The 26,019-nt window shown below is 62.2% G+C and carries 21 protein-coding genes; 17 read left to right on the forward strand and 4 right to left on the reverse strand.

Going from position 1 to position 26,019, the window contains the following annotated elements; translation table 11 throughout:
• Positions 1-981, reverse strand: a 981-nt coding sequence (locus NB311A_RS09295) for a DEAD/DEAH box helicase (RefSeq protein ID WP_040674770.1), incomplete at its 3' end; no start/stop codon positions are given.
• Between the two features lie 218 nt (positions 982-1,199).
• On the opposite strand from NB311A_RS09295, the gene NB311A_RS09300 reads away from it, so the two are divergent.
• The 6 genes from NB311A_RS09300 to rocF all read left to right on the forward strand — a co-directional run bounded on the left by NB311A_RS09300 (position 1,200) and on the right by rocF (position 10,675).
• A complete protein-coding gene (locus tag NB311A_RS09300; protein ID WP_009798271.1) occupies positions 1,200-2,249 on the forward strand; it encodes an acyltransferase family protein in 1,050 nt (349 codons plus the stop codon).
• Between the two features lie 111 nt (positions 2,250-2,360).
• On the forward strand, positions 2,361-5,423 hold the full coding sequence (gene polA / locus NB311A_RS09305) for a DNA polymerase I (protein WP_009798272.1): 3,063 nt from the start codon (positions 2,361-2,363) through the stop codon (positions 5,421-5,423).
• A gap of 237 nt (positions 5,424-5,660) precedes the next feature.
• Positions 5,661-6,632 carry a Ku protein gene (locus NB311A_RS09310; protein ID WP_009798273.1) on the forward strand — a complete coding sequence of 324 codons (972 nt, stop codon included), beginning with the start codon at positions 5,661-5,663 and terminating at the stop codon, positions 6,630-6,632.
• 12 nt (positions 6,633-6,644) lie between these two features.
• Positions 6,645-6,833, forward strand: a complete 189-nt coding sequence (locus NB311A_RS09315) for a hypothetical protein (RefSeq protein WP_009798274.1) — start codon at positions 6,645-6,647, stop codon at positions 6,831-6,833.
• A gap of 135 nt (positions 6,834-6,968) precedes the next feature.
• Positions 6,969-9,707: a DNA ligase D gene (gene ligD / locus NB311A_RS09320; protein ID WP_009798275.1), complete on the forward strand. Its 2,739-nt coding sequence runs from the start codon at positions 6,969-6,971 to the stop codon at positions 9,705-9,707.
• On the forward strand, positions 9,704-10,675 hold the full coding sequence (gene rocF / locus NB311A_RS09325) for an arginase (RefSeq protein ID WP_009798276.1): 972 nt from the start codon (positions 9,704-9,706) through the stop codon (positions 10,673-10,675). Before ligD ends, rocF begins: the two co-directional genes overlap by 4 nt.
• 102 nt (positions 10,676-10,777) lie before the next feature.
• Here rocF and NB311A_RS09330 read toward each other — a convergent pair whose 3' ends face one another.
• Both NB311A_RS09330 and NB311A_RS09335 read right to left on the reverse strand, forming a co-directional pair.
• Positions 10,778-12,391: a phosphoenolpyruvate carboxykinase gene (locus NB311A_RS09330; RefSeq protein ID WP_040674772.1), complete on the reverse strand. Its 1,614-nt coding sequence runs from the start codon at positions 12,389-12,391 to the stop codon at positions 10,778-10,780.
• A gap of 118 nt (positions 12,392-12,509) precedes the next feature.
• Positions 12,510-13,247: a HugZ family protein gene (locus NB311A_RS09335; protein WP_009798278.1), complete on the reverse strand. Its 738-nt coding sequence runs from the start codon at positions 13,245-13,247 to the stop codon at positions 12,510-12,512.
• A 213-nt stretch (positions 13,248-13,460) separates the two neighbouring features.
• On the opposite strand from NB311A_RS09335, the gene NB311A_RS09340 reads away from it, so the two are divergent.
• The 11 genes from NB311A_RS09340 (at position 13,461) to modC (ending at position 24,070) form a co-directional block, all read left to right on the forward strand.
• Entirely contained in the window at positions 13,461-14,162 is a 702-nt protein-coding gene (locus NB311A_RS09340; protein WP_009798279.1) for a response regulator transcription factor, read from the forward strand.
• A gap of 176 nt (positions 14,163-14,338) precedes the next feature.
• Entirely contained in the window at positions 14,339-16,156 is a 1,818-nt protein-coding gene (locus NB311A_RS09345) for a sensor histidine kinase (protein ID WP_009798280.1), read from the forward strand.
• Positions 16,153-16,650 carry an HPr kinase/phosphorylase gene (locus tag NB311A_RS09350; protein WP_009798281.1) on the forward strand — a complete coding sequence of 166 codons (498 nt, stop codon included), beginning with the start codon at positions 16,153-16,155 and terminating at the stop codon, positions 16,648-16,650. The genes NB311A_RS09345 and NB311A_RS09350 overlap by 4 nt, the downstream gene beginning before the upstream one ends.
• A 153-nt stretch (positions 16,651-16,803) precedes the next feature.
• Positions 16,804-17,205 (forward strand): PTS sugar transporter subunit IIA, encoded by a 402-nt coding sequence (locus tag NB311A_RS09355; RefSeq protein WP_009798282.1) that lies wholly within the window; start codon positions 16,804-16,806, stop codon positions 17,203-17,205.
• Positions 17,202-17,531, forward strand: a complete 330-nt coding sequence (locus NB311A_RS09360) for an HPr family phosphocarrier protein (protein WP_009798283.1) — start codon at positions 17,202-17,204, stop codon at positions 17,529-17,531. The genes NB311A_RS09355 and NB311A_RS09360 overlap by 4 nt, the downstream gene beginning before the upstream one ends.
• Positions 17,532-17,630: 99 nt before the next feature.
• Positions 17,631-19,442 (forward strand): translation elongation factor 4, encoded by a 1,812-nt coding sequence (lepA, locus tag NB311A_RS09365; protein ID WP_009798284.1) that lies wholly within the window; start codon positions 17,631-17,633, stop codon positions 19,440-19,442.
• Positions 19,443-19,555: 113 nt separating this feature from the next.
• Positions 19,556-19,915 (forward strand): hypothetical protein, encoded by a 360-nt coding sequence (locus NB311A_RS09370; protein WP_009798285.1) that lies wholly within the window; start codon positions 19,556-19,558, stop codon positions 19,913-19,915.
• Between the two features lie 209 nt (positions 19,916-20,124).
• Complete coding sequence (mepA, locus tag NB311A_RS09375; protein ID WP_009798286.1) at positions 20,125-21,093, forward strand: penicillin-insensitive murein endopeptidase; 969 nt, start codon at positions 20,125-20,127, stop codon at positions 21,091-21,093.
• A 321-nt stretch (positions 21,094-21,414) separates the two neighbouring features.
• Complete coding sequence (gene modA / locus NB311A_RS09380; RefSeq protein ID WP_009798287.1) at positions 21,415-22,239, forward strand: molybdate ABC transporter substrate-binding protein; 825 nt, start codon at positions 21,415-21,417, stop codon at positions 22,237-22,239.
• Positions 22,240-22,706: 467 nt separating this feature from the next.
• A complete protein-coding gene (modB, locus tag NB311A_RS09385) occupies positions 22,707-23,402 on the forward strand; it encodes a molybdate ABC transporter permease subunit (protein ID WP_009798289.1) in 696 nt (231 codons plus the stop codon).
• Positions 23,403-23,404: 2 nt separating this feature from the next.
• A complete protein-coding gene (gene modC / locus NB311A_RS09390) occupies positions 23,405-24,070 on the forward strand; it encodes a molybdenum ABC transporter ATP-binding protein (protein WP_009798290.1) in 666 nt (221 codons plus the stop codon).
• Here the strand turns inward: modC and NB311A_RS09395 are convergent, their stop codons facing one another.
• The gene (locus tag NB311A_RS09395) at positions 24,071-25,867 is read right to left on the reverse strand and encodes a potassium/proton antiporter (protein ID WP_040674784.1); all 1,797 of its coding nucleotides are present in this window, start codon (positions 25,865-25,867) and stop codon (positions 24,071-24,073) included.
• Between the last annotated feature and the right edge of the window lie 152 nt (positions 25,868-26,019).

Consider the following 26,019-nt stretch of genomic DNA (forward strand, 5'->3'; position numbering starts at 1 on the left):
GCGCTGATCCACCGCGGCGCGCGAGGCACGCACGGTTTCCAGCCGGGTCAGGCCGATGTCCGGCTCATAACGCGGCACCCGCGCCATGCCGGAATCCACCACGATGCGGACACCCTCAATCGTGAGCGAGGTCTCCGCGATCGAAGTCGCCAGCACCACCTTGCGCTGGCCTTTCGGGGCCGGCGCGATGGCGCGATCCTGCACCGCCGCCTCGAGCGCGCCGAACAGCGGCACGATCTCGATCGACGCATCATGGATTCTTTCGGCGAGCATATTCTGGGTGCGGCGGATTTCGGACGCTCCCGGCAGGAACGCCAGCACCGAACCGGCCTCCGCGCGCAGCGCCATGGCGATCGCGTCGGCCATCTGCCGCTCTATCGGAGAATCGGGTTTGCGGCCGAGATACCGCGTCTCGACCGGGAAGGCGCGGCCCTCGCTTTCGATCACCGGCGCATCATCAAGCAGCTTCGCCACCCGCGCGCCGTCGATGGTCGCGGACATCACCAGGATGCGCAGATCCTCCCGCAAGCCGCTCTGCACGTCGCGCGCCAGGGCAAGCCCGAGGTCCGCATCGAGCGAACGCTCATGAAACTCGTCGAACAGAATCGCGGCGACGCCGTTCAGTTCGGGATCATCGAGGATCCGCCGCGAGAAAATGCCTTCGGTGACGACCTCGATGCGCGTCTTGCGCGAGACCTTGGAGCCGAAGCGCACGCGATAGCCCACGGTCTCGCCGACGCGCTCGCCCAGCGTCCGCGCCATCCGTTCCGCGCTGGCGCGCGCCGCGATCCGGCGCGGCTCCAAGACCAGGATCTTCCTGCCGGCGATCCAGGGCGCGTCGAGCAGCGCCAGCGGCACCCGCGTCGTCTTGCCGGCGCCCGGCGGCGCCACCAGCACCGCGGTGTGCTGCGCGGCAAGCGTGCGTCCGAGTTCGCCGAGCACGGCGTCGATCGGAAGCGGGCTGGCAAATGGTTCCGTCAAGGATCGGTCCGGGCGCACGGCATGGTTAACGGCTATACTGGCCTGCCTCATAGCGCACGGCCCGGACGCGGGCCAAGCCGAAGCCTTTCCGCCTTTGATAAAACGCTATGGCTCCGTCCGATCACTTTCCGGAAACCCGGCACATTATTTGATTGATAAAACGAGAATGCAACCGATCCTGCTGTAAGCAGGCCCCATCGCGCCGAAAAGAGACACCCATGACCGGAAACGGCACAGTCCCACAGAAGAACCCACGGGTCGATTGGGTCGACTATGCCAAGGGCATCTGCATCATCATGGTGGTGATGATGCACTCGGTGCTGGGCGTCGAGGCCGCAGCCGGACAGACCGGCTTCATGCACCATGTGGTCGAATTCGCAAAACCGTTCCGGATGCCGGACTTCTTCCTGCTTTCGGGCCTGTTCCTGCCGCTCGTCATCAATCGCGACTGGCGCACCTATCTCGACCGCAAGGTGGTGCACTTCGCTTACTTCTATGTGCTGTGGGTCACAATCCAATTCGGCTTCAAGGCCCCGGCTTTTGCAGCCGACGTCGGATGGCCCGGCGTCGTCAGGCTCTGGCTGATGTCGTTCATCGACCCGTTCGGCACGCTGTGGTTCATCTATCTGCTGCCGGTCTTCTTCGTGGTCATCAAGGTCACGCGCCGGATCGCGCCCTGGGCGATCTGGGGCGTTGCGGCGTCGCTCGAGATGGCGCACATCTCCACCGGCTGGACGCTGATCGACGAATTCGCCGCTCGCTTCGTCTACATCTATTCCGGCTACCTGTTCGCAACCTATGTTTTCGCGTGGTCGGACCGCGCCCGCGCCCATCCGAGGCTGGCGCTGGCGGCGCTGGCGCTGTGGGCTGTCGTCAACGGCGGACTGGTGCATACCGGCATCAGCGAATGGCCGATGGTCTCGCTCGCGCTCGGTCTCGCCGGCGCCGGCGCCATCATCGCCGTCGGCACGCTGCTGGCGAAAATGCGCTGGCTGGACACCCTGCGCTATTGCGGAGAGCACTCGATCGTCATCTATCTCGCATTCTTCCTGCCGATGGCAGCCTCGCGCACGATCCTGCTGAAAGCAGGTGTTATCCAGGATGTCGGCCTGGTCTCTCTGATCGTCACCATCGCCGGCGTGGCCGGCGCGGTGCTGATCTGGTGGGTCTGCCGCAACACGCGGGCGAACTTCCTGTTCGAGCGTCCTGACGCCTTCTGGATCGCGCCGAAAAAACGCGCCTCCACGGTTCAGGCCGCGGCCGAATAATTCGGCTCAGCGGCTGCACACCGGATCAAGGCCAGAAACTCCTCGCGATTTTGTCGGTCATGGAGACGCCGCGGGGGTGCCATTGGCGGGAAAACGCCTTAAGTTGCGACCATGTCGAAGAAGCCCGCCGCAGCCGAGATCCCGGCCACCGCCCCCGCAACGATTCCCCCGGTGAAAGCGGCGGGGACCACTATGCAGGGCAAGCACGTCTTTCTCGTCGACGGCTCCTCCTACATCTTCCGCGCCTATCATGCGCTGCCGCCGCTGAACCGGAAGTCCGACGGGTTGCAGGTCAACGCAGTGCTCGGCTTCTGCAACATGCTGTGGAAGCTGCTGCGCGACATGCCGAAAGACGACAGGCCGACGCACCTCGCGATCGTATTCGACAAGTCCGAGGTGACGTTCCGCAACAAGCTCTATCCCGCTTACAAGGCGCACCGGCCGCCCGCACCCGACGACCTGATCCCGCAATTTGCGCTGATCCGCGAGGCGGTGAAGGCGTTCGACCTGCCCTGCCTCGAACAGGCCGGCTTCGAGGCCGACGACCTGATCGCGACTTACGTGCGGCAAGCGTGCGAGCGCGGCGCGACCGCGACCATCGTCTCTTCCGACAAGGATCTGATGCAGCTCGTCACCGACTGCGTCACCATGTACGATACCATGAAGGATCGCCGCCTCGGCATCCCCGAGGTGATCGAGAAATTCGGCGTGCCGCCCGACAAGGTCATCGAGGTGCAGGCGTTGGCCGGCGACAGCGTCGATAACGTTCCGGGCGTGCCCGGCATCGGCGTCAAGACCGCCGCGCAACTCATCACCGAATACGGCGACCTCGACACGCTGCTGGCGCGCGCCGCCGAGATCAAGCAGCCGAAGCGACGCGAGGCGTTGATCGAGAACGCCGAGAAAGCGCGCATCTCGCGGCAGCTCGTGCTGCTCGACGACCACGTCGCGCTCGACGTGCCGCTGGATGACCTCGCGGTGCAGGAGCCCGACGCCCGCAAGCTGATCGCCTTCCTGAAGGCCATGGAATTCACCACGCTGACCAAGCGCGTCGCCGATTACTCTGAGATCAACGCGGCCGAGATCGAGCCGGATGCGAAAAACGCCAGCAATATGATCGATGCCAAAGCCCTCTCTGCTCCCTCCCCCCTTGCGGGGGAAGGTCGGGGTGGGGGGGCCATATCAGGCGACCTGTTCGGAAGCAGCGATAACGTCGCGAAAAAAGCGCCGGTCAGCGGGGCAAAGGCGACGAGCCATACGGAGATCAAAACGCCTGCGGCCCTTGCCGCCGCCCGGCTTGAAGCGGTGCGCGCCTTGCCGGTCCGGCCCGACAGCTACGAAACAATCCGTACGCTCGACCGGCTGCGCGACTGGATCGCCCGCATCGATGACAACGGCAGTTTTGCCTTCGAAGCGCTGGCGCCGACCATCGATCCCATGCAGGCTGAACTGGCGGGCCTCTCGCTGGCGCTCGCGCCGAACGACGCGTGCTACATCCCGCTTGGCCACAAGCAGGCCGGCGACAGCGCCGGGCTATTTGCCGCCGGGCTTGCGCCCGATCAGATCGCCATTCGCGATGCGCTGGAACTCCTGAAGCCGATTCTTGAATCCGGCGGCCACCTGAAGATCGGCCTCAACATCAAGTTCAGCGCCGTGCTTCTCGCGCAACATGGCATCGTCATGCAGAATCACGACGACGTCGAGCTGATCTCTTATACGCTCGATGCCGGGCGCGGCTCTCACGATCTCGCATCGCTGGCGAAGCGCTGGCTTGGCCACACCACATTGAGCCATGGCGAACTGACCGGCAGCGGCAGGAACAGGCTTGCCGTCGATCAGGTCGCGATCGACCGCGCCACGGCTTACGCGGCGGAATATGCAGATATGACCTTGCGGCTGTGGCAGGTGCTGAAGCCGCGGTTGGTCGCCGAGCGCATGAATGCGGTCTACGAGACGCTGGAGCGGCCGATGACGGCGACGCTGGCGCGGATGGAGCGGCGCGGCATCACCATCGACCGGCAGGTGCTGTCGCGCCTGTCGGGTGAACTCGCGCAGACCGCGGCCCGGCTGGAAGCCGAAATCCAGCAGCTCGCAGGCGAGCCGATCAATGTCGGCAGCCCGAAGCAGATCGGCGACATCATGTTCGGCAAGATGGGCCTGCCGGGCGGCAGCAAGACCAAGACCGGCGCATGGTCGACCTCGGCCCAGGTCCTCGACGAACTCGCCGAGCAGGGTCACGACTTCCCGCGCAAGATTCTCGACTGGCGTCAGGTTTCGAAACTGAAATCCACCTACACCGACGCGCTGCCGGAATACGTCAATCCGCAGACCCGGCGCGTCCACACGACCTATGCGCTCGCCGCCACCACCACGGGCCGATTGTCGTCGAACGAGCCGAACCTGCAGAACATCCCGGTGCGCAACGAGGAGGGACGAAAGATTCGCCGCGCCTTCATCGCGGCCCCCGGACACAGACTGGTGTCAGCCGACTACTCTCAAATCGAATTGCGGCTGCTCGCGGAGATCGCCGATATCCCGGTGCTGAAACAGGCGTTCCGCGACGGCCTCGACATCCACGCCATGACCGCGTCGGAAATGTTCGGCGTGCCGGTGCAAGGAATGCCCGGCGAAATCCGCCGCCGGGCCAAGGCCATCAACTTCGGCATCATTTACGGCATCTCGGCGTTCGGCCTCGCCAACCAGCTCGGCATCCCTCGCGAGGAAGCAGCCGCCTATATCAAAAAGTACTTCGAACGCTTTCCCGGTATTCGCGCCTACATGGATGCAACCCGCGATTTCTGCCGCGAGCACGGCTATGTCACGACCCTGTTCGGCCGCAAATGCCATTACCCGGACATCAAGGCGCCGAATCCGTCGCATCGCGCCTTCAACGAGCGCGCCGCGATCAATGCGCGTCTACAGGGATCGGCTGCCGATATCATCCGCCGCGCCATGGTAAGGATGGATGATGCTCTGGCGGCGAAGAAGCTGTCCGCACGGATGCTGCTGCAGGTCCATGACGAGCTGATTTTTGAAGTACCGGACGAGGAGGTCGCGGCGACGCTGCCGGTCGTGCAGCATGTCATGCAGGACGCGCCGTTCCCGGCAGTGTTGCTGTCGGTGCCGTTGCAGGTCGACGCCCGCGCCGCCGATAATTGGGACGAGGCGCATTAAGGCTATCCCTCAAGGAACACAACAAGAACATCGCGACGGGCGAGACTGATGCTGCCCGCGCCGGCGGAACGTTTAGCGCGCCGTGACATTAAATCTATTCTGCCGTCCGTGGTGTCCGATTCAACTGCTTGGAATTCGGACTATGTTCTATTCTTTCGATTGAGCGTGGTCTTGTCCGATAGCCGGTTTTCAGTTTTCGGGATCATGCTCTAGGCCTGTCGCGTATGGAGTTCTCCGATGGCCCCGCGTGCGAACTGGAAAGGCTTCCTTCGCCTCTCCCTCGTGACCTGCCCTGTAGCTCTTTATCCCGCGACGTCGGAGTCCGAGAAGGTCAGCTTCAACCAGATCAATCGCAGGACCGGCCACCGCATCAAGTATCAGAAGGTCGATGCCGAAACCGGCGAGGAGGTCGACAACGACGATATCGTCAAGGGATACAAGATCGATACCGATACCTATCTCGAAGTGACGAAGGACGAACTCGACAACATCGCGCTGGAGTCCACCCACACCATCGATATCGACCGGTTCGTGCCGCGCGCGGAGATCGACGATCTCTATATCGTCAGGCCGTATTATCTGGTGCCGGACGGCAAGGTCGGACATGATGCCTACGCCGTGATCCGCGACACTATCAAGGCGACGGGTAAGGTCGCGCTGGCCCGGGTGGTGCTGACCAATCGCGAGCACGTCATTGCGCTTGAAGCGCGCGACAATGGGTTGGTCGGCCTGCTGTTGCGCTACGCTTACGAGGTACGCGAGGCATCCGACTATTTCGACGGCATCAAGGACGTGAAGATCACCAAGGACATGCTCGATCTCGCCAGGCATATTGTCGAGCAGAAGTCCGGCGGCTTCGAGCCCGCTGCCTTCGAGGATCATTATGAAGCAGCGCTGCTGGACCTGATCGAGCAGAAAAAGGCCGGCCATCCGGTCACGAAAGCCAAGGTCAAAACCGAAGGCAATGTCATCAACCTGATGGATGCCTTGCGGCAGAGCCTGAAGGGCGGCAAGGCCGATCGGAAAGAAACCACCGCTCCTCCCGCGAGGGGCAAGCGGTCAAGGAAGCGCGTCGAGGGTCAACGCGAAATGCTGTTTCCGATCGAAGGCAAAAAAGCCGCCAAGGAGTCCAAGCGCGAGCCCGCGAAGCGACCGGCCAAGGCGCGCGCCGCAAAAAAGTCGCCTGCGGCAAAGCGCAAGGCCGGATAACCCGTCGCGGACATGCGCAAGCTGATCGCCTTCGACGACGAGACCATGACCGCGCTGACGCAACTTGGCCATGACCGCATGGCGACCCTTCAGGATCTGGCGGATGAGGCGTTCGCCGACCTTCTGAAGAAGCATGGCAGGCCCATCGACCTCAAGGACGCTCTGCGCAGGAGCGCGGGCGTCAAAAGGAAAAAGTCGTGATCCGGGGCACTCGCACCCGGACAGGACGTTGCCCGCATGTGATCCTTGGAGCCTTTCTTGATTTGATTTGACGCGTTTTCTTCACACGAACCGGTTTCCACTTCGCTCGAAAACGCTCTGATTGGAACCAACGCCGTGCCCTCGCGAAAACTGAGCACCTATCGCGATAAACGTGACTTTACGAGAACCGCCGAGCCGAGCGGCGCAGCACGCGGCGCGCCCGCCAGGCAACTGCGGTTCGTGATCCAGAAGCACGATGCCACCCGGCTGCATTACGATTTCCGCCTTGAGTATGACGGGGTGTTCAAATCCTGGGCTGTGACGCGAGGCCCCTCGCTCGACCCCGGCGAGAAGCGGTTGGCTGTCGAGGTGGAGGATCACCCGCTCGACTATGGCGACTTCGAAGGCACCATCCCGAAAGGCCAGTATGGCGGCGGCACGGTGGAAATCTGGGATCGCGGCTACTGGTACGCCGATGATCCGGCGAAGGGCCTCGCCAAGGGCAACCTTAAATTCGCGCTGATGGGCGAGAAGCTCAAAGGCGAATGGGTGCTGGTGCGCATGAAGCACGACCGCAGCGACGGAAAGCGCAAAAACTGGCTGTTGATCAAGCACCGCGACGATTACGCCAGGCCGGGCGACGGCGAGGACGTGCTGAAGCAGGACCGTTCGGTCGCATCAAACCGGACCCTCGAACAGATCGCCAAGGGCAAGGGCAAGGCGCCGGAGCCTTTCATGATGACCAGGCGGATCGCAGGCTCTGACGCAGTTTGGAATTCGAACAAGGGCGTTGCAGCGGAAGCGCGCGCCAGAACGAGGCGGCCGGCAAAGGCGAGCGCAAAGCCCGCTTCAACCCGCAAGACGGCGCACAAGAAGAGCGAACCACAAACAGCCAAGGCTCGCGCGATCAAGGGCAAGATGCCGGACTTTGCGGAACTTCAGCTTTGCGAAGCGGCAGCACGTCCGCCCTCGGCGGATGGTTGGGTGCATGAGATCAAGTTCGACGGCTATCGCATCCAGATGCGAGTCAAGAGTGGCAACGTCACGCTCAAGACCCGAAAGGGCCTTGACTGGACCGACAAGTTTTCAGCCATCGCAAAGGCGGCCGCGAAACTGCCGGACGCCATCATCGATGGCGAGATCGTCGCGCTCAACGCGAATGGCGATCCGGATTTCCCGGCGATGCAGGCGGCGCTGTCCGAAGGCAAGACGGATAACCTCGCGTTCTTCGCATTCGACCTGCTCTTCGCCGACGGCAAGGATCTGCGCCCGCTGTCGCTGCTGGCGCGCAAGAACCGTCTTCGCAAGCTGCTTGGTCGCTCTGCAAGATCCGACCGCGCATCGATCCGCTACGTGGAGCATTTCGAGGTGAACGGCGAACACATGCTCGCAACAGCGCGCGATTCCGGCCTCGAAGGAATCATTTCCAAACGCGTCGACGCGCCTTATCGCGCCGGCCGCGGCGGTAACTGGGTCAAAACCAAGAGCCGCCCCGGGCATGAAGTCGTGATCGGCGGCTGGAAGACAACAGGCGACAAGTTCCGCTCGCTGATGGCCGGCGTCTATCACGGCGACCACCTCGTCTATACCGGCATCGTCGGCACCGGCTACGGCGGCGATACCGTGAAACGCATCATGCCCGCATTAAAAGCGGTAGCTGCGTCGAGAAGTCCATTCTCTGGCAAGAATGCGCCGGCGGGCGGCCGTAACGTTCATTGGCTGAAACCTGAACTGGTCGCCGAAATCGAATTCGCCGGTTGGACCAATGATGGCATGGTCCGGCAGGCGGCCTTCAAGGGGCTGCGGATGGACAAGCCGGCACGCGAGGTCAGGGCGGAGATGCCGACCCGCGCGGCGGCCCCAAAACTTGACAAGACAAAGCTCGAGGCAACACCGCCCGACGCGAGAGCCACACCAGCAACGCGCACCGACACGACGAGAGCACGGCAACCTCGCGCTGCTGCGGCGCGCGACCGCTCGACCGTGATGGGTGTTGTGATATCGCATCCGGATAAAGCGCTGTGGCCGGATGCGGGGGACAAGCAGCCGGTCACCAAGCGCGATCTTGCAACCTACATGGAAACGGTAGGCGGCTGGATGATCGGCCACATCCGCGGACGGCCGTGTTCGATCGTGCGCGCCCCGGATGGCATCGACGGCGAGACGTTCTTCCAGCGCCACGCCATGCCCGGCCTGTCGGACCTGGTGACGCAAGCGAAGGTGTCAGGGGACCGGAAGCCATATCTACAGATCGACCGCATCGAGGCATTGGCCGCGGTGGCGCAGATCGGCGGCATCGAACTGCATCCGTGGAATTGCGCGCCCAACGAATACACGGTGCCGGGACGGCTGGTATTCGACCTCGACCCCGCGCCGGACGTTGCATTCCCCGGCGTGATCGCTGCCGCCAAGGAGCTGAAGCAGCGGCTCGAGGCGCTCGGGCTCGAAACATTCTGCAAGACCACCGGCGGCAAGGGCCTGCACGTCATCACGCCGCTTGCAATCAGGCAAAAAGACGGATTGAACTGGAAGCAGGCCAAGATGTTCGCCCAGACCGTTTGCGAACAGATGGCCACCGACGCACCCGACAAGTATCTCGTCAACATGTCGAAGAAGCAGCGCGAGGGTAAGATCTTTCTCGACTATCTTCGCAACGATGCCAAGTCGACTGCGGTCGCGCCGCTGTCGCCCCGGGCGCGATCAGGCGCCACCGTATCCATGCCGCTGAACTGGTCGCAGGTGAAAGCCAGCCTCGATCCGAAACGCTTTACGCTCCGCACCGCGCCCGATCTCCTGAAAAGAAGCAAGGCATGGGCGGACTATGACAGGGCTGCGCGTTCTCTAACCACCGCAATCGGCAGGCTCGTGCGATGACGAACATGACGGGGAACCCAAAGGTTGCGCTGCTCGGCGTTCCCATCGACATGGGCGCATCACAACGCGGCACATTGATGGGGCCGGCCGCGCTGCGCACCGCAGGCATCACGCCGGTGCTGGAGAGCCTGGGCATCGATCTGGCGGATCACGGCGACATCTCCATCGCCCGGCTCGCGCCGGCAACCGACGCAATTCCCGCCAAGGCCAACAACTACCGCGATATCCAGGCATGGATCCGCGCGCTGAGCCCGCGCGCTTATGATCTGGCGAAGTCCGGCGCGATCCCGATCTTCCTTGGCGGCGACCACAGCCTGTCGATGGGCTCGATCAACGGCGTCGCGCGCTATTGGCATGAACAGGGACGCGAACTGTTCGTGCTGTGGCTCGACGCTCACGCCGACTACAATACGCCGCTGACGACCATGACCGCCAACATGCACGGCATGTCCGCCGCTTTTGTCTGCGGCGAGGCCGGACTTGACGGCCTGCTCGGCGACGAACCGCGCGCCTCTATCACGCCCGCTCATCTAGATCTGTTCGGTATCCATTCAATCGACCCGCTCGAGAAAAAGCTGGTGCAGGACCGCCGCATCGCGATCGCTGACATGCGCGCGATCGATGAGTTCGGCGTGGCCGTCTTGATTCATCGCGTCATCGAGCGTGTCAGGGCGCGCAACGGCGTGCTGCATGTCAGTTTCGATCTCGACGTCCTGGATCCCGGCATCGCACCCGGCGTCGGCACCACCGTTCCGGGAGGAGCGACCTATCGCGAGGCTCATCTGGTCATGGAATTGCTGTATGATTCCGGCCTGGTTGGTTCGGTGGATATCGTCGAACTCAACCCGTTTCTCGACGAGCGCGGGCGGACGGCGCGGGTTGCGGTGGAATTGATCGCCAGCCTGTTCGGGCAGCAGATCACCGACCGCCCGACTCCGAGCAATGCGCTGGAGCCGGACAGAAGGTGAATGCGCGGCAGCATGACGGACATCATGCGATGCGGCGGACATCCGCGCCGAGAGCGTTGATGCGCGCGAGCGACAGAGTGCCCGCGGTGTTGATGGGCAGACCTACGCCGCCGCCTTGACCGCCGGGGCGGCGGCCTTGACCTCGGCATCAACATCGTTTTCGAACTTGGCGAAATTCTGCTGGAACATGCCGATCAGCGCGCGCGCCGTCCTGTCGAACTCGATCTTGTCGGCCCAGGTTTTGACCGGATCGAGGATATGCGGCTCGACGCCGGGCACCGACGTCGGGACTGCGAACCCGAAATACCTGTCGTTGTGAAACTCAACGCCGCGCAAGGAGCCGTCGAGCGCCGCACCGAGCAGAGCGCGCGTCACCTTGATCGGCATGCGCCGGCCTGTCCCGTATTTACCGCCGGTCCAACCGGTGTTCACCAGCCAGCAATCGACCTTGTGCCTGGCGATCAAGGCGCGCAGCATACTGCCGTAGACGCCGGGGTCGCGCGGCAGGAACGGCGAGCCGAAGCAGGTGGAGAATTCAGGTTGCGGCTCGTTGCCGAGGTCGCGTTCGGTTCCCGCTACCTTGGCCGTGTAACCCGACAGAAAATGATACATGGCCTGCGCCGGCGTCAGCCTGGCGATAGGCGGCAATACGCCGAAGGCGTCGGCGGCCAACATAACCAGATTTTTCGGCTGGCCGGCACAACCTGTCAAAGACGCGTTCGGAATGAATTCGAGCGGATAGGCCGAACGCGTGTTCTCGGTCTTCGAGCCGTCGTTGAAATCGGGTATCCGCGTGAATTCGTCATGCACGACATTTTCAAGGACTGCGCCAAAGCGTTTCGAAGCGGCGTAAATCTCGGGCTCGGCCTCCTGCGACAGCCTGATGCATTTAGCGTAGCATCCCCCTTCAAAATTGAAGATCCCGTCCTTGCTCCAGCCGTGCTCGTCGTCGCCGATCAGGGTGCGTCTGGGATCGGCTGACAGCGTGGTTTTGCCCGTTCCGGAGAGCCCGAAGAAGATTGCGCTGTCGCCGTCGGGGCCGACATTGGCCGAACAGTGCATCGGCAGCACGTCCTTGTCGGGCAGATGATAGTTCAGCGTGGTGAAGATACTTTTCTTCATCTCGCCGGCATAATGAGAGCCGCCTATCAAAATGATCTTGCGGGTGAAGTCGATGGCCACAACGTTCTCCGAGCGGACGCCGTGCCGTTCGGGATCGGCGCGGAAGCTCGGCAAGTCGATGACGGTCAGTTCAGGTACGAAGTCAGCAAGTTCCGATGTCTCGGGCCGGCGCAGCAAGGTGCGAATAAAAAGCGAATGCCAGGCCAATTCGGTGAAAACGCGGGTCTTGATCCGGAAATTCGGATCGGCGCCGCCATACAGGTCCTGCGCGAACAGCGTCATGTTCGCGGCGTGCGCCAGAAAGTCGGAATACAGCTCGGCGAATTGGTCGGGCGTCATCGACTGGTTGCCGGCCCACCAGATATTCTTGTCGGTGACCGTATCGCGGACCGCGAACTTATCCTTGGGGCTACGGCCGGTGAAGACGCCGGTTTCCGCGCATAGCGCGCCATCCGCGTTCACCATCGCCTCGCCCGAGCGTAGCGCATGCTCGTAAAGCTGCGGCGTACCTAAATTCCAGTACACGGCCTTGAGATTTTTGAGGCCGAACTTATCGGCGCCGAAGGCGCCGTTACGCACGCCTATCTCAGGCACGGAAAACTCCTCCTCGTCGAACACCCATCGCGGGACGCCATCATAGCCAATCGTGCCTCCGCAGCGATGGTCTCAATTATAGCCGTCCCGAGCCGGCACCGATCAAGGCCGAACTCGTCTAGCCGATCGCGCGGGCCTTATCCGCCAATTCTTTCAAAACGACGCGAAGCTCGGCCGGGTCGACGATCCGCCGTGGAAAATCCAGACGCAAGGCATCATGCTTGTCGGCACTCATATCCAGGCCGTCGGGATCGCAGCCGGTGCATCTCCAATCGGCCGCCTCCGCGCCGAGCAACCGCGTGGCATAAAGTTTCAGGGCGTCGCGATGATCGCCATTCATGTGGTCGATCGCATTTTGTTCAGCCGCAACCAGCGCCTCCGCACCCTCAAGGCTGGTCAGAACCTTTTCCGGCTTGAGATCGACGATCCGCCCGAAACCGGCGACCAGATGAACGCCGCTCAGCCGAATCCGAAAGAACGAAAAATCATTGAAATCCGCAAATCCCTCCGCCGATGGGTGAACGTTCAGATAACGTTTCCGCAAAACCGCCTTGAGTTCCCCATCCGCCTCCTCGGCGGTTCCCGCAACCATGATTCGCGAGCCTTCCAGGGGGTCCCCGGCTGCGCGTTCGTCCAGCATCAGCGACACCCTGGGGTCGGCGAGCAGATTTTTCGTATGCACCGCAAGGCGGGAAATCAGAAGAATTGGTGAGCCATCGTAATGACTTGCGACGTTTACAAGAGAGCAATAGGGGTCGCCGCTGCCAACCATCAAGGTCGCCAACGCGCCTTGCCGGCTCCGGCGCAGCAGTGATCGGGTCAGGTTTGCTGCTGTGAAATTGGCGGTCGGCTGCATGGCTTTAAGTCCTCAAATTTGAAAAAATCACCTTGTCAGGCTAAATTGCACAACCGAACAGAGACGGAACGGTAGGGCCTTTCACACGTTTTCAGGAAACACGGTCACACTTCAGCCTCGCTTGCATTGCTCGTTGACTGCGTTCTTAAAGCCACACCAACGGCAGACGGTCGAATTGTTCGCCTCTCGCCATCCGCTTCGGAAAGCAGGCATATGCCCACAATTGCTCTGGTCGATGACGACCGCAACATACTCACATCGGTGTCGATCGCGCTTGAAGCCGAAGGCTATCGCATCATGACCTATACCGATGGTGCGTCGGCGCTCGACGGATTCCGCACCAGCCAGCCGGACCTCGCGATCCTCGACATCAAGATGCCGCGCATGGACGGAATGGAGACACTGCGACGGCTGCGTCAGAAATCCGACCTGCCGGTTATTTTCCTCACCTCCAAAGACGAAGAGATCGATGAACTGTTCGGCCTCAAGATGGGTGCCGACGATTTCATCCGCAAGCCGTTCTCGCAACGGTTGCTGGTCGAGCGCGTCAAGGCGGTTTTGCGCCGGGCCTGCCCGAAAGATCCTGCCGCCGTGCCCAAGGAAAGCGACGCCAAGGCGCTCGACCGCGGCTTGCTGCGCATGGACCCGGAGCGTCACACCTGCACCTGGAAGAACGAGCCCGTCACCCTGACCGTTACGGAATTCCTGATTCTGCAAGCGCTGGCGACGCGTCCCGGCGTCGTCAAGAGTCGCAACGCGCTGATGGACGCCGCCTATGACGATCAGGTCTATGTCGACGATCGCACCATCGACAGCCACATCAAACGGCTGCGCAAGAAGTTCAAGGTCGTCGACGACGACTTTGAAATGATCGAAACCCTCTACGGCGTGGGTTACCGCTTCAAGGAAACCTGATAACCTCTCACTATGGAGCAGGCAGCCCGTGAACCGGATGTGAAATGACACCTCCGGTTCACTCCCGGTGCGATCGCGGGCAGTCGTCATCCGACCGCACTTTCAGCGATAAACGTGCAGCGTTGACGCGGGAATGACGGCAATAGTGGATTTGGTGCAGCGGACAGTTTCAGTCATTGCTTGATCGAACGCAGCCTGATTTTGATCCCGAGACCGAGGACACCTCACAGGTCCTCGCGGTGGAGAGTTTTGCCGATCAGGCCGAACGGACGCCGCACTGGCAACGGCCGCTTGGCTGGCTGAGGCGCGCGGGGCAGTTTCTTTTCACGCTCAGCTTTTCGAGCCTGACCCGCCGCATCGTGTCGCTGAATCTGGCCGGCCTGATCGCGCTGGTCGCCAGCATTCTCTATCTCTCGCAATTCCGCGCCGGCCTGATCGATGCCCGCGCGCAAAGCCTGCTGGTGCAGGGCGAGATCATAGCAAGCGCCATTGCCGCGTCGGCCACGGTCGAGACCAACACGATTACCATCGATCCCGATCGCCTGCTCGATCTCAAGCCCGGCGAGAGCTACGGCGCACCAGACGAAATTTCAGGGCTGGACTTTCCAATCAATCCCGAGCGCGTCGCTCCCGTGCTGCGGCGGCTGATCTCTCCGACCAAGACCCGGGCGCGCATCTACGATCGCGACGGAGTCCTGATTCTCGACAGCCGCAGCCTTTTCCGCCGCGGCGACGTCATACGTTTCGAACTGCCGCCCCCGACCGACGTCAAGCCGGGTTTCATAGAGCGCACCACGATCGCGATCCGCACCTGGCTCAATCGCGGCGATCTTCCGCTCTATCGCGAACTCGGCCCCGAAAACGGCAACGGCTATCAGGAGGTCGCGCAGTCGTTACGGGGCGGGAAATCCAGCATGGTGCGCATCAACGACCGGGGCGAAATCATCGTCTCGGTCGCCGTTCCGGTCGAGCGACCGCGCTCCACCATTTTCGGCTCGCTGATGCTGTCCACGCAAGGCGACGATATCGACCAGATGGTCACGGCGGAGCGGCTGGCGATTCTGAAAGTATTCGGCGTCGCCATGATCGTCATGATCGTGCTGTCGCTGCTGCTCGCCAGCACCATCGCCGGACCGGTGCGGCGGCTTGCAGACAGCGCGGAGCGGGTTCGGCGCCGGATCAAGACGCGCATCGAGATTCCCGACTTCACCCGCCGCCGCGATGAAATCGGCCATCTGTCCGGAGCGCTTCGCGACATGACCGACGCGCTCTACAACCGCATCGAGGCGATCGAGACTTTCGCCGCCGACGTTTCTCATGAACTGAAAAATCCCCTGACCTCGCTGCGCTCCGCGGTGGAGACACTGCCGCTCGCAAAAACCGACACCAGCCGCAGCCGGCTCCTGGAAGTGATCGAGCACGATGTCCGCCGTCTTGATCGACTGATCTCCGACATTTCCGACGCAAGCCGGCTCGACGCCGAGTTGCAACGGCAGGACGAGGCGCCCGTCGACATCCGGCGCCTTTTGACCACGCTGACGTCGGCCGCGAACGAAACCAAGCTCGGCCACGACATCAGCGTCGATGTGCGCTTCGAAGGTGCCCGCAACGACATCTTCTCGGTGCCGGGCCATGATTTGCGACTGGGACAGGTGATTTCCAACCTCCTGACCAATGCACAATCGTTTTCGAAATCGGGCGGCCGTGTGCGCATCGTGTGCCGCCGCCTGAAATCCGAAATCGAGATCGTCGTGGACGACGACGGTCCCGGCATTCGCCCGGATGCGCTGGAGCGCGTGTTCGAACGCTTCTATACCGACCGGCCTCACCAGGGCTTCGGTCAGAATTCGGGGCTTGGCCTTTCGATCTCCAAGCAGATCATCGAAGCGCATCGCGGACGCATCTGGGCTGAAAACCGCCCCGGAGTGACTGATCCCCACGGCGATACCCGGATCGCGGGCGCGCGTTTCATTGTCCGGCTTCCCGCCACATGAGCGCGTCGTCAGCTCAGACGATCCACGGCTCCGCGGTTCTGGTGGGAGATCGCGCCGTTCTGATCCGCGGCCCCTCGGGTGCCGGAAAGTCGCGCCTTGCCTTCGACCTCATTCTCGCCGGCCGCAGCGGCCAGCTCCCGGTAACGACGCTGGTCGGTGATGACCGCCTCTTCGTGACGCCGCTCCGCGACAGACTCCTCGTCAGACCGCCGCCTGAACTTGAGGGAATGATAGAAATCCGTGGTCTCGGGATTCGCCGCTGCGCCTTTGTCGCGGAGGCGCCGGTCAGCCTCGTGATCGATCTCGAGGCGCCCGACGCAGAGCGCCTGCCGCCGCCGGAAGCGCTGCGAACCACCCTTTTGGACGTCGAACTGGCGCGAATCCCGGTTGCTGTCGGCTTTTCGCCAATCCCGATCGCCATCGCCGCGCTAACGACTATCCCAGGTTGCACCGACGCGCGGCCGGCACCCGATTGCCGGAAGAAATCCGGATAACCATATAGATTCCACGATTGCCACGGAGTAAACCGCCAAGCCCGGGAGCGCTTTTTAAGGGAAAAAATCCCCGCGCCCTCTTGCGTGAGGGCTCCGGATGGTCAAAGTGACCCGTTCGTGCGGTGCACCAAAAGCACCCGCGAGGAGTTGTCAATGATTGGTCTGGTACTTGTGACCCACGGGCGCCTCGCCGACGAATTCAAGGCCGCGCTTGAACACGTAATGGGCCCGCAAAAGCAAATCGAAGCCATTACCATCGGCGCCGAGGATGACGCCGACCTGTGCCGGAGCGATATCATCGAAGCCGTCAACCGGGTCGACAGCGGCGACGGGGTCGCCATTCTGACGGATATGTTCGGCGGCACGCCTTCAAACCTCGCGATCTCCTGCATGAGCCGGCCCAAGGTCGAGGTGCTCGCGGGAATCAATCTTCCGATGCTGGTCAAGCTCGCCAAGGTGCGCGAGGAACGCACGCTGCCCGACGCCATCGCGATGGCGCAGGAGGCCGGGCGTAAATACGTGACGATCGCCAGCCGGGTGCTTGCCGGCAAATGACCGGGCAGCCGGACGACGAAGCCGCGCCGACAGTGGACGGCGCATCCGCCGCCGGTACGATCTCCTGCGACATACCGATCGTCAACAAGCGCGGCCTTCATGCGAGGGCGTCCGCGAAATTCGTGCAGATGGTCGAACGCTTCGAGGCCGACGTCAGCGTTACCCGCAACGGCGAGACCGTCGGCGGCAATTCGATCATGGGATTGATGATGCTGTCCGCGGGCATCGGAACCACGATCACCGTTTCCGCGACCGGTCCGGAAGCCAAAGCGGCGGTCGCCGCGATCGCGGAACTCATCGGCAACAGATTCAACGAGGACGAGTGACCGTCTTCGCGCTTTTGCTCCCAAAACAGCCGTTAGAAAGCGTTTCCCGAGGTTGACGCTTGCTTGCCCGGCGTTCGGGCGAGTGCTATCCCGCGCCCCATGACGACCTCTCCCATAGCCAACATCCGCAACTTCTCCATTGTCGCTCATATCGATCATGGAAAGTCGACGCTGGCCGACCGCCTGATCCAGATGACCGGCGGTCTGACCGATCGCGAGATGGCGGGCAAGGAGCAGGTGCTCGATTCGATGGACATCGAGCGCGAACGCGGCATCACCATCAAGGCGCAGACGGTACGTCTGAAATACCGCGCCAAGGACGGCAAGGATTATGTTTTCAACCTGATGGACACGCCCGGGCACGTCGACTTCGCCTACGAGGTTTCGCGCTCGCTCGCGGCTTGTGAAGGTTCGCTGCTGGTGGTGGATGCGAGCCAGGGCGTGGAAGCGCAGACGCTCGCCAACGTCTATCAGGCGCTCGACAACAACCATGAGATCGTGCCCGTCCTTAACAAGGTCGACCTGCCCGCGGCCGAAGCGGATAAAGTGAAGCAGCAGATCGAGGACGTGATCGGAATCGACGCCTCCGACGCGGTCATGATTTCGGCCAAGACCGGCCTTGGCGTGCCCGATGTGCTGGAGGCCATCGTCACCCGGCTGCCGCCGCCGAAAGGCGACCGCGACGCCACGCTGAAGGCGCTTCTGGTCGATAGCTGGTACGACGTTTATCTCGGCGTGGTCGTGCTGATCCGCGTCATCGACGGCGTGCTCAGGAAAGGCAGTCGTATCCGGATGATGGGTACGAGCGCCGCTTACGATGTCGAGCGCGTCGGCTTCTTCACGCCGAAAATGCAGCAGGTCGACGAACTCGGCCCCGGCGAGATCGGCTTCATCACAGCCGCCATCAAGGAAGTCGCAGACACCCGTGTCGGCGATACCATCACCGACGATCGCAAGCCGGTGACGGAGATGCTGCCCGGCTTCAAGCCGGCGATACCCGTGGTTTTCTGCGGTCTGTTTCCTGTCGACGCCGACGATTTCGAGACGTTGCGTACGGCCATGGGCAAGCTGCGCCTCAACGACGCCAGCTTCTCGTTTGAAATGGAAACCTCGGCCGCGCTCGGCTTCGGCTTCCGCTGCGGTTTCCTAGGGTTGTTGCATCTTGAGATCATCCAGGAACGGCTGTCCCGGGAATTCGACCTCAATCTGATCGCGACCGCGCCGAGCGTCATCTACAAGATGCATCTCACCGACGGGCAGGAGATCGAGATTCACAATCCGATCGACATGCCGGACGTGGTGAAGATCGCCGAGATCGAGGAGCCGTGGATCGAGGCCACCATCCTCACGCCCGACGAGTATCTCGGCGGTGTGCTGAAGCTTTGCCAGGATCGCCGCGGCGTGCAGAAAGAACTCACTTATGTCGGCGCGCGGGCCATGGTGAAATACGACCTGCCCCTCAACGAAGTCGTGTTCGACTTTTACGACCGGCTCAAATCCGTCTCCAAAGGCTACGCCTCATTCGATTATCACCTCACCGAATACAAGCCGGCCGACCTCGTGAAGATGCAGATCCTCGTCAACGGCGAGCCGGTCGATGCGCTGTCCATGCTGGTGCATCGCACCCGCGCCGAAGGCCGTGGCCGCGCCATGGTCGAGAAGATGAAAGAGCTGATCCCGCCGCACATGTTCCAGATTCCGATCCAGGCGGCGATCGGCGGCAAGGTGATCGCGCGCGAGACGGTGCGCGCATTGCGCAAGGACGTCACCGCGAAGTGCTACGGCGGCGACGTCAGCCGCAAGAGAAAACTTCTGGAGAAGCAGAAGGAAGGCAAGAAGAAGATGCGGCAGTTCGGCAAGGTCGATATTCCGCAGGAAGCCTTCATCGCCGCGCTGAAGGTCGATAGCTGATCTCCCCCGCGTCAGCCCAAGGATGGATGGGCTAACGGCCGCATCGCGACTGTCAGGAACCCTCGCAACCGCCGGACGTTTCGTCTCCATCGAAACGCAAACGGAGAGGCATCATGCCGCGCGGCGACAAGTCGAGCTACACGGACAAGCAGAAGCGCAAGGCCGAGCACATCGAGGAAGGATACGAGAAGCGCGGGGTGAAGAAGAAGGAAGCCGAGCGCCGGGCGTGGGCGACGGTCAACAAGGAGAGCGGCGGCGGCGAGAAGAGCGGCTCGGGCCGCGGCCGCAAGACCACGAACGTCTCGTCGAAACGCGGCGGCAAGACTGGCGGCAAGGCTTCCGCCGCCCGTTCCGCAGCCGACCGGTCGCGCTCGGCGAAAAAGGCCGCGGCGACTCGCAAGCGCAATGCCGCAAAGCGCTCCCCGGCGAAATCAAAACGCTCTCCGGCCAAGAAAACCGCAGCCAGGCGATAACGGTTATTGTCACGGCTCCCCTGTCGACGGGCCGTGATGTCGGCCGGGGTTATCATGGCGCCGGAGTACGACTGACTGTATCGTGAAGGTGGCTAACTGATTTCCGGTGGATTCAGCCAGAGTTATCCCGGGAAGGCAGCGTTTAATGCGTGTTCGATATACGGGGTGGGTTATCCACTTCGCTCGAAAGCGCTATAGAATCGCTGCTCATGAACGTCCGCGCGATTCGCTTTCTGCTTCTGCTCTCCACTCTCGCAATCTCGGGCGCCGGCGCTCTCGTGTCCGGAGCGCTCGCGCAGGACAAAGGCACGCTGCACCCGAAGCCGCTGCCGCTGCCGCCCCTGGCCAATCCCGACGACCCCAGATTGGCCGCCAAGCAACTGTTCGGCCGCAAGATGCGACCGACCGGGGGCCCGCCCTATGTCATCGGCTTTTATGCGCGGGGCTGCATTGCCGGGGCGGAGGCGTTGCCGGTCACCGGGGCGACCTGGCAGGTGATGCGGCTGTCGCGCAACCGCAACTGGGCCCACCCGGCTATGGTGGCGCTGCTCGAACGGGTGTCGGCGAAGGCACGCAGGGAGGCCGGCTGGCCGGGACTTCTGATCGGCGACATGGCGCAACCGCGCGGCGGTCCGATGCTCTCCGGTCATGCCAGCCACCAGATCGGACTCGACGCCGACGTCTGGCTCACGCCGATGCCGAACCGGCTGTTGTCGCGCAACGAGCGGGAGGAGATGTCCGCGGTCATGATGGTGCGCCGCGACCGCCTGGATATCGATCCCCGCGCCTGGACGCCGAGTCACCTCAGCGTCATCCGCGCCGCTGCCAGGGAGCCGTCGGTCGAACGCATTTTCGTCAATGCCGCGATCAAAAAGGCGCTCTGCCGCGAAGCCAAAGGCGACCGCCGCTGGCTCTCGAAGGTTCGACCCATGTACGGCCACGACTACCACTTCCACATCCGCATCAAGTGTCCGCCGGGCAGCCCCCAGTGCGAGTCCCAGCGCCCGCCACAAGACAAAGAAGGGTGCAGCGCGCACGATCTGGCCTATTGGTTCAGCGACGCCGTGCTGCATCCGAGACCGCCGAAGGTGCCGCCGAAGCCGAAACCTCCGATCACGTTGTCGCAACTCCCCGCGGACTGCCGTCAGGTTCTGGCTGCACCGGATGCCCGCCAATAGCAGTTGACGCCAAGGATGCGTGCGGGGGATTCATGACCGCCGCACGGGCTGTATCGGCGTGGAAAAGCTCCGGCTCGCCTTTACCCTTGGAAAGGCTAAAGGTCAGCAGCGCAGCCAGAAACCGTATCGGCGCCGATCTTCTGAAAACCATCGACCGCGGCTCTTTACGTATGCATTGTGCGGCTGATAGTGTTGCCGGGCGATCTTTCCGGCTGGCCGTAAGCCTGCTGGAATTCCTGGAACGGCGCTTCCATCGATCGTCTTGCCAATCCCCCGCACAACCTGCGCGATCACTCGCGCCGGACTGATTTGGAGCGCCTCATGGAGATATTCACCCGTTCATTGTTCGCGGCACTGCTGGTCGGTGCCTTTCTGGCCGTACCCGCCTCCGCCAAGGACGCAAAGTCCTCGGCCATGGCGCCCGCTGCCGCGCAGGACAAAACGCTGACCGTGTTTGCCGCGGCGTCGATGAAGAACGCGCTGGACGAGGTCGACAATGCCTACGCCGCCAAGACCGGCGTCAAGATAATCGCGAGCTATGCGGCAAGCTCGGCGCTTGCCAAGCAGATCGAACAGGGCGCGCCGGCCGACGTTTTCATCTCGGCCGATACCGCGTGGATGGATTACGTGACGGGCAAGAAAGCCATCAACGAACCGACTCGCGTCAACTTGCTCGGGAACAGCCTCGTGCTGATCGCACCGAAAGATTCGAAGATCGACAAGGTCACTATCGACCAGGGATTTGATCTCGCCAAACTCGCAGGCGATGGCAAGGTTGCCGCCGGCGACGTCAAGGCCGTGCCCGCCGGCAAATATGCCAAGGCGGCGCTGGAAAAGCTCGGCGCATGGACCGCGGTCGAGCCAAAAATGGCAATGGCGGAGAACGTTCGAGCGGCGCTCGCGTTGGTGGCCCGGAACGAAGCTCCGCTCGGTATCGTGTATTCGACCGACGCCAAGATTGAACCCGGTGTAAAGATCGTCGGCACCTTCCCGGCGTCCTCTCACCCGGCGATCGTCTATCCCGTGGCAGCGACTTCCACTGCACATAAGGGAGCCGAGGATTATCTCGCCTTCCTGCGCAGTTCGGAAGCCAAGGCCATCTTCGAAAAATACGGCTTTTCGTTCCTGGTCAGCCCTACCACCTGAATCGTGCCGTCATAGCGAGCGATCGGCAAACCCGGCTCCGCCGGATTTGCCGATCGCGCTACCGGCATGGCCGTAACGCATGATTCGCCAAAGTGTGAGCAGTTTGGCGAAAGGATCACGCACTATCCCAGAGCGCCAATCGGATGCAAAACCGGAATCCACGCTGGAGAGCATGATCCCGAAAAAGTGGGGACCGGTTTTCGGAAAAGGTCATGTTCAAACAAAAAGATAAGCGACGAGTCTGGTTCAACGCAGTTGAAGCAGACTCTAGCCGATCGCTCCAGAGCGTTTTCGGGCAAAGTGGATACCGGTTTGCGTGAAGAAAACGCGTCAAATCAAAATCTGAAAACGCCTCTTCTGATTCAATCAGAAGAGGTAAAGGCTCTGGGCTCGTCCTTGAGCCAAGGACGAATTTGACTTTGCCAAATTTATCTCGACCGCGAAGACAACAATATCACTGAGACCGCATGTTTGATATTTCGCCTCCCGAATGGACGGCTGTCCTGCTCTCACTCAAGGTAGGCGTGGTCGCAACGCTTGCGGCAACACCGATCGCGATCGCGCTGGCGTGGACCCTTGCACGCTACGAGTTCTGGGGTAAATCGATTATCGACGCCGCTGTTCATCTGCCGCTGGTGTTGCCTCCCGTCGTCACCGGCTATCTGCTGCTTCTGACCTTCGGCAAACGCGGGCTTGTCGGCGGCTGGCTCGCCGATCATCTCGGAATCGTTTTCGCATTTCGCTGGACCGGCGCGGCGCTCGCCTGCGGCGTGATGTCGTTCCCGCTGCTGGTGCGGCCGATCCGGCTGTCGATCGACGCCATCGACCGCCGGCTGGAGCAAGCGGCGAGCACGCTCGGGGCATCGACTTGGCAGGTCTTCGCCACCGTGACGCTGCCGCTCGCGTTGCCCGGCATTCTGGCGGGCATGGTGCTTGGCTTTGCCAAGGCGATTGGCGAATTCGGCGCGACCATCACATTCGTATCCAATATTCCCGGCGAAACCCAGACGATTTCCTCGGCGATCTACTCGCTGATCCAGACGCCCGATGGCGACAGGGCCGCGCTGCGGCTGGTTATCGTGTCGATCGTCATGTCCATGGCGGCGCTTGTCGCCTCCGAGGTGTTCGCACGGCGCGCGACACGACGCTTGCATGGAAACTGACCATGCTGCGTGTCGAGGTATCAAAACAGCTTGGCAGTTTCTCGGTCGATGTCGCATTTGCGAGCGAAGGACGCGTCACCGGGCTGTTCGGCCCGTCAGGCTCGGGCAAGACGTCGCTTGTCAACATGATCGCGGGGCTCATGACGCCGGACCGCGGTGTGATCTCGGTCGATGGCGAAGCACTCGACGATACCACGCAACATCTTCATGTCGCCGTACATCGCCGTCGCATCGGTTATGTCTTCCAGGATGCGCGCTTGTTTCCGCACCTCGATGTACGGCGAAACCTCGACTACGGTCGCAGGATGAACCGCCTGGCCCGCGACACCGCGCAGGAAGCCCGGCTCAACGAGATGCTCAATATCGGTCACCTGTTGGACCGCCGCCCCGGCCAGCTCTCGGGCGGCGAGCGGCAGAGAGTTGCGCTCGGCCGCGCGCTGCTCTCGCGTCCCAGACTCTTGTTGCTGGATGAACCATTGGGATCGCTCGATGAGGACCGAAAGGCGGAGATTCTGCCCTACCTGATGCGGCTGCGCGATGAAGCCAGCGTTCCGATGGTCTATGTCAGCCATGACCCGGATGAACTGCGCCAGCTTGCTTTACAAGTCGTGATGCTCAAGCGCGGCCGGATCGCGGCATTCGGAAGCCCCGAGATCCTGCCCGCCTAGTCAAGTCCCTGCAACCGACGACCAGGCCTTTGCCGCTTTCTGCCTGATCGCCCCCATTCTGGTCAGCGGCGGCAGCTTGTGCTCCTCGTCTTCGGGTAAACGAAGTCCGACCGCGTTGACGCGGCCTTCGCTGATATTGCGCGCGACGAGAACGATAGTGTCAAGCGGCAGGGTCGCGCCCTCTTTCGGAGCGTGGTCGAGATGGACGTCGAAGTAATCCGCCAGCGTCAACTGCGCGGCGGCCGGATCGACCGAAATGCCATAGATCTGCGCGATATCGCCAAGGCTGATTTCGCCGGAAACCAGAAAATCGCCAAGCAGATGCGGGTCTGGTGACGCCATAGGTTGCATGTCGACAAAAAAGCGGTCGAGCGCCTCGGCCTTTTCCGGCGGCGCCAACAGATAGAGGTAGTCTCCCGCCGCGATCGGCTCGGCCTCAGCCGGCGTTAGAATTTTCTCATTGCGGATCACGAGTGTCGGCTTCGACCATGACGGAAGCAGCCCGCGTCGAAGGAACAGGCTCATCGGTCGCACCGCATAGCCGACCAACTGCTGTTCGAGTTGTCCCGGCAAATCGAGTTCCACACGGCGCGGCCCCCGATCGGCGCGGGGCAGCGCGACATGCAGCCGCCGGGCGGCCAGAGCGAGCGTCCAGCCCTGCAGCAAAAGCGAAATGATCACCACAACGAATGCGACGTCGAAATACAGATACGCTTTCGACAGCCCGACCAGCATCGGAATCGAGGCCAGAAAGATCGCAACCGCCCCCCGAAGCCCGGTCCAGGCAATGAACAGCTTTTCCCGCCAGTTGAAAGGAAACGGTGCGAGGCATAAAAAGACCGCGAGCGGCCGCGCCGCCAGCATCAGCACGAGCGCGACGAGCACTGCCGGGAGCGCGCTATCCATCAGGCGGTGCGGCGAGACCAGCAAGCCGAGCAACACGAACATCACGATCTGCGCCAGCCAGGTTGCGGCATCGAGGAACGTCACCACCGAACTGTGGGCGCGCGTAGGACGATTACCGATGATAATTCCCGCAAGATAAACCGCGAGAAACCCCGACGCGTGGAAGATCTGCGCCACCCCGAAAACCACAAGCGCCGCCGTCGTAACGAACGGCGCATGCAACCCCTGAGGAAGCGCCACCCGGTTCAGGGCGACGACCACGAGCCGTCCGCCGATCACACCGATGATGCCGCCGAGCATGGACTCTCGCAGGAACTCGAGCAACACATGCCAGACCGAACTGTCGCCGACCGAAATCAGCTCCACCAGCATCAGCGTGAGAAATACCGCGAAGGGATCGTTGGTGCCTGACTCCGCCTCCAGGGTCGCCCCAACGCGCGGACGCAGCCGTAGCCCTTGCGCATGCACCAGCAAAAACACCGCGGCCGCGTCGGTGGAGGCGACGACCGCGCCGATCAGCAACGCCTCGGTCCAGTTCAGATCAAGCGCATATTTGGCGACCGGCGCCGTGACCAGGGCGGTCAGCAGCACGCCGAAAGTAGCGAGCACCATCGAGGGCGCCAGGACCGTGCGGATGCTCTGGAACCGCGTCTTCAGACCGCCGTCGAACAGAATCAGCGCCAGCGCAGCCGACCCGACAAGGTAAGTGTTCTGGACATCACTGAACGTCAGGCCCCCGGGCCCGGAATCTCCTGCCAACATGCCAATGAACAGGAAGACGAGCAGCAAGGGAGCGCCAAACCGCAACGCCAGCAGGCTCGACAGAATTCCGGCCATAACCAGAATCGCGCCGAGCAAGATGGCCAGACTGACCGAATCCAGAGATGCCATCAGACGTCCGAAGCGGTAAACACTTGCATTTTCATCCTTATCGCCGCCGCCGCGGCGCGCCAATCGATTTTCCGCCGGTCAGCGTTGTTTGTGCTCCAGACCGTGCGCAAATGCCTCCTTGTCAGACTCGAACTCAAAAGCCTGGCGGCGTC

This window comes from Nitrobacter sp. Nb-311A (assembly GCF_000152905.1).
In the GTDB taxonomy this organism is placed as follows: Bacteria; Pseudomonadota; Alphaproteobacteria; order Rhizobiales; family Xanthobacteraceae; genus Nitrobacter.

Excerpts from the sequence above, each read along its gene's own strand:
- mepA (WP_009798286.1), top strand. The coding sequence starts at position 20,125 with ATGAACGTCCGCGCGATTCGCTTTCTGCTTCTGCTCTCCACTCTCGCA.
- NB311A_RS09335 (WP_009798278.1), bottom strand. The coding sequence starts at position 13,247 with ATGCAGCCGACCGCCAATTTCACAGCAGCAAACCTGACCCGATCACTG.
- NB311A_RS09395 (WP_040674784.1), bottom strand. The coding sequence starts at position 25,867 with ATGGCATCTCTGGATTCGGTCAGTCTGGCCATCTTGCTCGGCGCGATT.
- modC (WP_009798290.1), top strand. The coding sequence starts at position 23,405 with ATGCTGCGTGTCGAGGTATCAAAACAGCTTGGCAGTTTCTCGGTCGAT.
- lepA (WP_009798284.1), top strand. The coding sequence starts at position 17,631 with ATGACGACCTCTCCCATAGCCAACATCCGCAACTTCTCCATTGTCGCT.
- rocF (WP_009798276.1), top strand. The coding sequence starts at position 9,704 with ATGACGAACATGACGGGGAACCCAAAGGTTGCGCTGCTCGGCGTTCCC.
- NB311A_RS09355 (WP_009798282.1), top strand. The coding sequence starts at position 16,804 with ATGATTGGTCTGGTACTTGTGACCCACGGGCGCCTCGCCGACGAATTC.
- NB311A_RS09350 (WP_009798281.1), top strand. The coding sequence starts at position 16,153 with ATGAGCGCGTCGTCAGCTCAGACGATCCACGGCTCCGCGGTTCTGGTG.
- NB311A_RS09360 (WP_009798283.1), top strand. The coding sequence starts at position 17,202 with ATGACCGGGCAGCCGGACGACGAAGCCGCGCCGACAGTGGACGGCGCA.
- modB (WP_009798289.1), top strand. The coding sequence starts at position 22,707 with ATGTTTGATATTTCGCCTCCCGAATGGACGGCTGTCCTGCTCTCACTC.
- NB311A_RS09340 (WP_009798279.1), top strand. The coding sequence starts at position 13,461 with ATGCCCACAATTGCTCTGGTCGATGACGACCGCAACATACTCACATCG.
- NB311A_RS09310 (WP_009798273.1), top strand. The coding sequence starts at position 5,661 with ATGGCCCCGCGTGCGAACTGGAAAGGCTTCCTTCGCCTCTCCCTCGTG.
- NB311A_RS09315 (WP_009798274.1), top strand. The coding sequence starts at position 6,645 with ATGCGCAAGCTGATCGCCTTCGACGACGAGACCATGACCGCGCTGACG.
- modA (WP_009798287.1), top strand. The coding sequence starts at position 21,415 with ATGGAGATATTCACCCGTTCATTGTTCGCGGCACTGCTGGTCGGTGCC.
- NB311A_RS09300 (WP_009798271.1), top strand. The coding sequence starts at position 1,200 with ATGACCGGAAACGGCACAGTCCCACAGAAGAACCCACGGGTCGATTGG.
- NB311A_RS09370 (WP_009798285.1), top strand. The coding sequence starts at position 19,556 with ATGCCGCGCGGCGACAAGTCGAGCTACACGGACAAGCAGAAGCGCAAG.
- polA (WP_009798272.1), top strand. The coding sequence starts at position 2,361 with ATGTCGAAGAAGCCCGCCGCAGCCGAGATCCCGGCCACCGCCCCCGCA.